Here is a 6,352-nt window from a genome sequence, read left to right on the forward strand (position 1 = left end):
GGCGTCACACCGTCAGCACGATCTTTCCGAAATGCCGGTTGGCCTTCATCATCGCCAGCGCGTCGACGACCTGGTCCAGCGGGAAGGTCCGGTCGATCGGCAGGGTGAGCTTGCCGGCCTCGACCGCGTCCCACAGATCCGCGCGCATCAGCCGGTTGATCTCCCGCACCTCCTCCGGCGAGCGGGTGCGGAAGGTCACGCCGATGTAGTCGATGCGCTTGAGCGCGTGCAGGTCGAAGTTGAACTCGCCCTTGCTGCCGCCCAGCCGGCCGACATTGACGATGCGGCCGAGGATCGCGCAGGCGTCCATGTTCTGGTTGGCGACGCTGGCCGAGACCTGGTCGACGATCAGGTCGACGCCCTTGCCGCCGGTCGCCTGCTTGACCTTCTCCGGCCATTGCGCGTCGGTGGTGTCGATGGCGAGGTCGCAGCCGTATTCCTTCAGCCGCGCGCGACGGCCCTCGTGGGTCGAGGAGCCCATGACGATCGACGCACCCATCAGCCTGGCGATCTGCATGCCCATCAGCCCGACGCCCGAGCTGGCGCCCTGGATCAGCACGCTCTCGCCCTTCTTCATGCGGCCGGCGGTGATCACCGCGTTGTGCATGGTCTGCAGCGCCACCGGATAGCAGGCGGCCTGCTCGAAGGTCATGTTGTTGGCGGGGATGCGATGCACGCGGCCGGCATCGGTCACGGCGTACTCGGCATAGCCGCCGGGCGCCGAGCTCATCACCCGGTCACCGGCCTTGATGCCCTTCACCGCGCTGCCGACCGCCTCGACCTCGCCGGCGCATTCCAGGCCCATGCGCGCGCCGACGCCGCCGATCGAGCCGTGCCGGCTGCCGGCGGCGATGCCGAGATCGGCGCGATTGAGGCTGGCGGCGCGCACCCTGATCAGCACCTCGTCCGCCTTGGGCTCGGGCTTGGGCACATCCTGGATCTCGACGCCGTTGTTGCCGACGACAGCTGCCTTCATGGCGAACTCCTCCATCTTTTCTTGTCCTTCTCCCCGCGAAGGCGGGGAGAAGGTGCCCGAAGGGCGGATGAGGGGCTTCCCGGACTCTCGACGACAAGGACCGATATTGTTGCGCGAGGAAGCCCCTCATCCGCCTCGCTGCGCTCGGCACCTTCTCCGCGCCTTCGCGGGGAGAAGGAGACTAGACAATACGGCTTCGCCGGTCCTGCCAGTAGCGATCGCGCAACAGGCGCTTGTAGAGCTTGCCGGTGGCGTGACGCGGCAACTCGGCCTCGAAGTCCACCGTGCGCGGACACTTGATCGGCGAGAGGTGCTGGCGGCAATAGGCGAGCAGTTCCTCGGCAAGAGCCGGGCCGGCCTCGCGCATGTCGCTGGGCTGCACCACCGCCTTCACCTCCTCACCGAAATCCTCGTTGGGCACGCCGAACACCGCGACGTCGACCACCTTGGGATGGTTGATCAGCGTGTTCTCCGCCTCCTGCGGATAGATGTTCACGCCGCCGGAGATGATCATGAAGGCCTTGCGGTCGGTCAGGTGCAGGAAGCCGTCGGCATCGACGTAGCCGACATCGCCCAGCGTGGTCCAACCTTTGGGATGGCGCGATTCCGCCGTCTTCGCGGGATCGTTGTGATAGGCGAACTCGCGGCCTTCGGCGAAGTACACCGTGCCCGACTCGCCGACCGGCAGCTCCTCGCCGTCGTCGCCAACGATCTTGAGCTTGCCGACCACCGCCCTGCCCACCGTGCCCTTGTGCGCCAGCCATTCCTGCGCGCTGGCCATGGTCAGGCCGTTGCCTTCGGTGCCGCCGTAATACTCCCAGATGATCGGTCCCCACCACGCGATCATCTGCTCCTTGACCGGGATCGGGCACGGCGCGGCGGCGTGGATGGCGCAGCGCAGCGAGGACACGTCGTATTTCGCGCGCACCGCGTCGGGCAGCTTCAGCATGCGCACGAACATGGTCGGCACCAGCTGCGTATGCGTGACCGCATGCTTGGGCACCAGCTTGAGGAATTCCTCGGCGTCGAAATGCTCCATGATCACGCAGCTGCCGCCCAGCCGCATGATGGTCATGTTGAAGCGCAGGGGAGCGGCGTGATAGAGCGGCGCCGGCGAGAGATAAACCGTGTCCTCGTCGATGCCGTAGAGCTTGCGGCTGAGGTCGAGCAGCGGATTGACCTCGTCGATCGGCTGCATCAGCTGCGGCGTCTTCACGCCCTTGGGCCGGCCGGTGGTGCCAGAGGAATAGAGCATGTCCTGGCCGGCGACCTCGTCGGCGATCGGCGTTGGCGGGAACCCCGCCACGACATCCTCGAACGACTCATAGCCGTCGATCGCGCCGTCGACCATCAGCCGCGTGCTCACGCCGGGCAGCAGCGTGCGCAGCTCGGCGGCGGTCGCCTCGAGCGCCTTCGAGACGATGATCAGCCGCGCGCCGCAATCGCCGACGATGTAGTCGACCTCGGCGGCGGTCAGCCGCGAGCTGATCGGCGTGTAGACCAGGCCCGAGCGCTGCGCGCCCCAGCAGATCTCGAAGAAGCGCGGGTTGTTCTCCATCAGGATGGCGATGTGGTCGCCCGGCCTCAGCCCGCGTGCCCGGAACATCTGCGCGATGCGGTTCGAGCGCTCGTCGAGCTGGCGGTAGCTCACCGTCTCGCCGCTGCCGGCCATGACATAGGCCGGCTTGTCGGGCGTGCGCCGGGCATGGATGTAGGGATGCAACGGGGTTCTCCGGACTCGGGGCGGCGCCAACCAAAGCACGCCGCGCCACGCCGCCTCAAGTCATGGCGGCGTTGTTGACCCTGCGATGCGGATGGGCTTCATTGCGCCCGCGTCCGGCACGGTGCCCCTGTGGCGGAATTGGTAGACGCGGCAGACTCAAAATCTGTTGCCCGCGAGGGCGTGTTGGTTCGAGTCCGACCAGGGGCACCAATCGGCGGCGACGCCTCGCAGCGCGCCGTCAGGCCGCGTCGAAGATTCCCGGATCGAGTCCGAGCTTGGCGAGCCGCGGCAGGAAGAACGGCCGGTGGCCGGTGCTGACGAAGGCGCCGCCGGTCGCGTCGTGGTCGTGGAAGAAGAGGTCGCGGCAGGCTGCGTCCCCGCCGTCGACGGCGGCCAGCTCGGCGATGTGGGTGACGCGCCGCGTGCCGTCGCGGAACGCCTCCAGATGCACCACGAGATCGAAGGCGCCGGCGATGCGCCTGAGCGCCGTCGCCGGCGTCTCGTGCGGCTCCGTCTCGGCGATGCGGCGCGCCAGCTCCTCGACCGCGGCGCGCGGCGAGGCGGCCTCGCAGCTCGCCAGCACGCCGTCGCGGCCGGCGTCGATCAGGGTCGCCAGCGTGGCCACCGCGCCGTTGCCCAGCCCGTCGATCACCAGCCGGTCGGGCCGCAGGCGGGAGGCCGCGGCGATCGCCAGCGACAGGTCGATCGCCGGCACCATCTCCGGCCCGGCCTCGGGCGCCACGAGGCTGACGACGTTGGCGACGTCGAGGCGCAGCTCGGGATGACGCTCCACCGTGACCACGCGCTGGTCGCCGGCGATGGTCCGTGCCAGCGCCGCGAGCATCGTCGTGCGGCCCGACTCGGCGCGCCCGCTGACCAGGATGTTGAGCCGGCCGCGCGCCGCGGCGCGCAGCAGCGCGGCCATGGGCGGCGACAGCGAATCCCATCCCACCATGTCGTCGAGACTCGCCGTCGGCGCCGCGCGGCGGGTGATGGTGAACAGCGGACCCGACGGTGCCAGCGGCGGCGCGACGATGACGAAGCGACTGCCATCGGGCAGGCGGCCTTCGATCAGCGGCCGCGGCGCGGCGGCCGGCGGCGCGCCGGCGAAGCGCGCCAGGCGCTCGAGCACGCTCGCCACATGCTGCGCGTCGCGGAAGCCGTCGACCCGCTCGATATGGCCGCGCCGCTCGACGAACACCGCGTCGGGCCCGTTGACCATGATCGCGCTCACCGCCCGGTCGCGCAGCAGCGGCTCGAGCACGCCCAGGCCGAAGGCGTCGTCGACAATGAGCTGCTCCAGCCGGGCGCGTTCGGCCTCGCCGACGCGCACGCCCACCTCGGCCAGCGCCTCGCCGGTAGTCTGCGACACCCAGCTCGCGAGCTCGGCGCGCGCGGCAGGCGGCGGATTGGCGGCGCGCCGGCGCTGCCAGGCGGGCGCGATGGCGGCGAGCGCCGCCTGCGCCGACATCCCGTCGGCCACGGCCGCCGGCTGCATCAGCTGCTGCGCCGCCGGCACTTCGCTGCCGAAGACCGTGCGGGCGGCATCGGCGGCGGCCGCTTCCATGTGCGCGATCTGCTCCGGCGTCAGCGTGTCGGTGCGTTCCCTGGCCGGCGGGAGGTCGCGCATCGGCCGGCGGCGCGGCGCCGGCGACTCATTCATGGTGGGGCGCGGCTCGACCTCGACCAGCGGCGAGGGAATCGCCTCGATCGGCGGCGGCGGCGGCGGCGCGGCGGGCTCGGGCGGCAGGCCGGCCACCTCGCGGATGGCGCGCGCGTCGGGATCGCCATCGACGAAGTCGACCAGGCTCGACGGCGGCGCGCTGGGACCCGGCGCCGGCTTCAAGGTCGGCCAGCCGCGCTTGTGGTTGTCGAGCAGCTCGACGACGATGCGGCGCAGCTCGAAGCTGGTCAGGGTCACGCCCCGGGTGCGGAAATAGTTGTGCACCAGCTCGCCCAGCCGATAGGCGACGTCGCCGGCCGACAGGCCGCCCATCAGGGTCGAGTCGACCGGCCCGCGCAGCTCGCGGAACAGCAGCAGCCAGGTTTCCTCGAGCTGACGCGTGCGATTGTCGGATTGCCGCGGCGGAAAGATCGGGCCGGCCGAATTGTCGGAGGGATCGGTCTCGACCGCAGTCGCCTCCGCCGGGGAGTGCACGGCCTGGCCGTGCAGCGCCCCGCTACCGGGCTCGCCTGGAATACGCATCAGTCGCCTGCGCTGGAAAATGTCACGGACTATGAGGTCAAATATTCCTGCGCAGGATAACCGCGCAGCGATCGCGACGACAGCGAAAAATCAGCGAATTAGTAAGATTTCTCAATGACTTAGTCAAAAGCCAGACAACGACATGAGTTAGTCGGTCAAGTTCGCGCGTCACATCAGGAAAGGCGGTTGCTGCATCCTCTTGCACCGTCCGTGAGTTAACAGAATCAACCTGCCAGTTAAGTTGAAGTCGTCGGGTGCCGTTCCGCTAAAGCGGTTGCCACGCCGAATCGGTTCGGCCATGGTCCGCGCGCCTCTTCCGACAACCATCCGAAACAACCGACCCGAGGACACCATGCGCTGGATCGCATCGATTGTGGCAACGCTCGTCTTCCTTACGGTCGCCAGCGAGGGCCAGGCCATGGATCGCGAGAACACGCTTTATATCCAGCTCAAGGACGGCCGTGTCGTGATCGAAATGCGTCCCGACCTGGCGCCCAAGCACGTCACGCAGATCAAGAAGCTGGCGCGCGAGGGCAAGTACGATGGCGTCGTGTTCCACCGCGTGATCGACGGCTTCATGGCGCAGACCGGCGACCCGTCGGGCACCGGCTCGGGCGGCATGGGCGATCCGCTGCCGGCCGAGTTCTCCAAGGAGCCGCATGTGCGCGGCATCGCCTCGATGGCGCGCACCAACGATCCCAACAGCGCGCGCAGCCAGTTCTTCATCGTCTTCGCCGACGCGCGCTTCCTCGACGGCAAGTACACCGTGTGGGGCAAGGTCACCTCGGGCATGGAGTTCGTCGACAAGATCGCCAAGGGCGAGCCGCCGCGCGCGCCCGACAAGATGATCAGCGTCAAGGTCGCCGCCGACGTGAAGGAGTGAGCGACGCCTTCACGCGACTCGAAGCAGCGTGAGACGAGGTCGCGCCAACCGGGGCCGCGCCCCGTGGCGCGGCCTTCGCCGCCCGCAGCCGCCATCGTCATCGGCGTCGCATCGCTGGTGCCGTTCATCGCCGGCGTGGCACTCGCGGTCTATGGCGGCACGCTCGACTGGCGCCTGTACGGCACCTCCCTGCTGAGCGCCTACGCCGCCTGCGCCCTGTCGTTTCTCGGCGCGGTTCACTGGGGCCTGGCAATGCGCGAGCAGCCGGTGCCGGCGCTGCGCCTCGCCATCTCGATCGTGCCCGTGCTGGTCGGCTTCGTCGCCCTGGCGATCGGCGGCCGTTCCGGCCTAACCGTGATGGCGGCCGGCTACCTCGGCGCTCTCGCCTACGACATCTTCGGCGCGCGGCAGGGCTTCGTGCCGGCGTGGTATCCGCGCCTGCGCTGGCCGCTCACGGGGATCGCGCTGGTCTGCCTGTTCGGCGCGATCCTCGGTGGCCCGCTTTAGTCAGAACCTGTCATCCCGAGCGCAGCGAGGGATCCAGGGCGATCGTAGATCCCTCGC

5 protein-coding genes and 1 tRNA gene are annotated in these 6,352 nt (G+C 69.2%); 3 read left to right on the forward strand and 3 right to left on the reverse strand.

What is annotated here, in order from left to right; translation table 11 throughout:
- Positions 1-4 precede the first annotated feature (4 nt).
- Together KF889_25285 and KF889_25290 are read right to left on the reverse strand one after the other, a co-directional pair.
- Positions 5-976: a zinc-binding dehydrogenase gene (locus KF889_25285; GenBank protein MBX3502773.1), complete on the reverse strand. Its 972-nt coding sequence runs from the start codon at positions 974-976 to the stop codon at positions 5-7.
- A 181-nt stretch (positions 977-1,157) separates the two neighbouring features.
- Positions 1,158-2,699, reverse strand: coding sequence for an AMP-binding protein (locus tag KF889_25290; GenBank protein MBX3502774.1), 1,542 nt, complete (start codon positions 2,697-2,699; stop codon positions 1,158-1,160).
- 123 nt (positions 2,700-2,822) lie between these two features.
- Here KF889_25290 and KF889_25295 point away from each other — a divergent pair.
- Positions 2,823-2,909 (forward strand) — tRNA-Leu (locus KF889_25295).
- A 28-nt stretch (positions 2,910-2,937) separates the two neighbouring features.
- Here the strand turns inward: KF889_25295 and KF889_25300 are convergent.
- Complete coding sequence (locus KF889_25300) at positions 2,938-4,905, reverse strand: CpaF family protein (GenBank protein ID MBX3502775.1); 1,968 nt, start codon at positions 4,903-4,905, stop codon at positions 2,938-2,940.
- Between the two features lie 418 nt (positions 4,906-5,323).
- On the opposite strand from KF889_25300, the gene KF889_25305 reads away from it, so the two are divergent.
- Both KF889_25305 and KF889_25310 read left to right on the forward strand, forming a co-directional pair.
- Entirely contained in the window at positions 5,324-5,788 is a 465-nt protein-coding gene (locus KF889_25305; GenBank protein MBX3502776.1) for a peptidylprolyl isomerase, read from the forward strand.
- A gap of 63 nt (positions 5,789-5,851) precedes the next feature.
- Positions 5,852-6,295, forward strand: coding sequence for a DUF3429 domain-containing protein (locus KF889_25310; protein ID MBX3502777.1), 444 nt, complete (start codon positions 5,852-5,854; stop codon positions 6,293-6,295).
- Positions 6,296-6,352 lie beyond the last annotated feature (57 nt).

It is taken from the genome of Alphaproteobacteria bacterium (genome assembly GCA_019635875.1).
Taxonomy (GTDB): Bacteria; Pseudomonadota; Alphaproteobacteria; order Reyranellales; family Reyranellaceae; genus JAFAZJ01.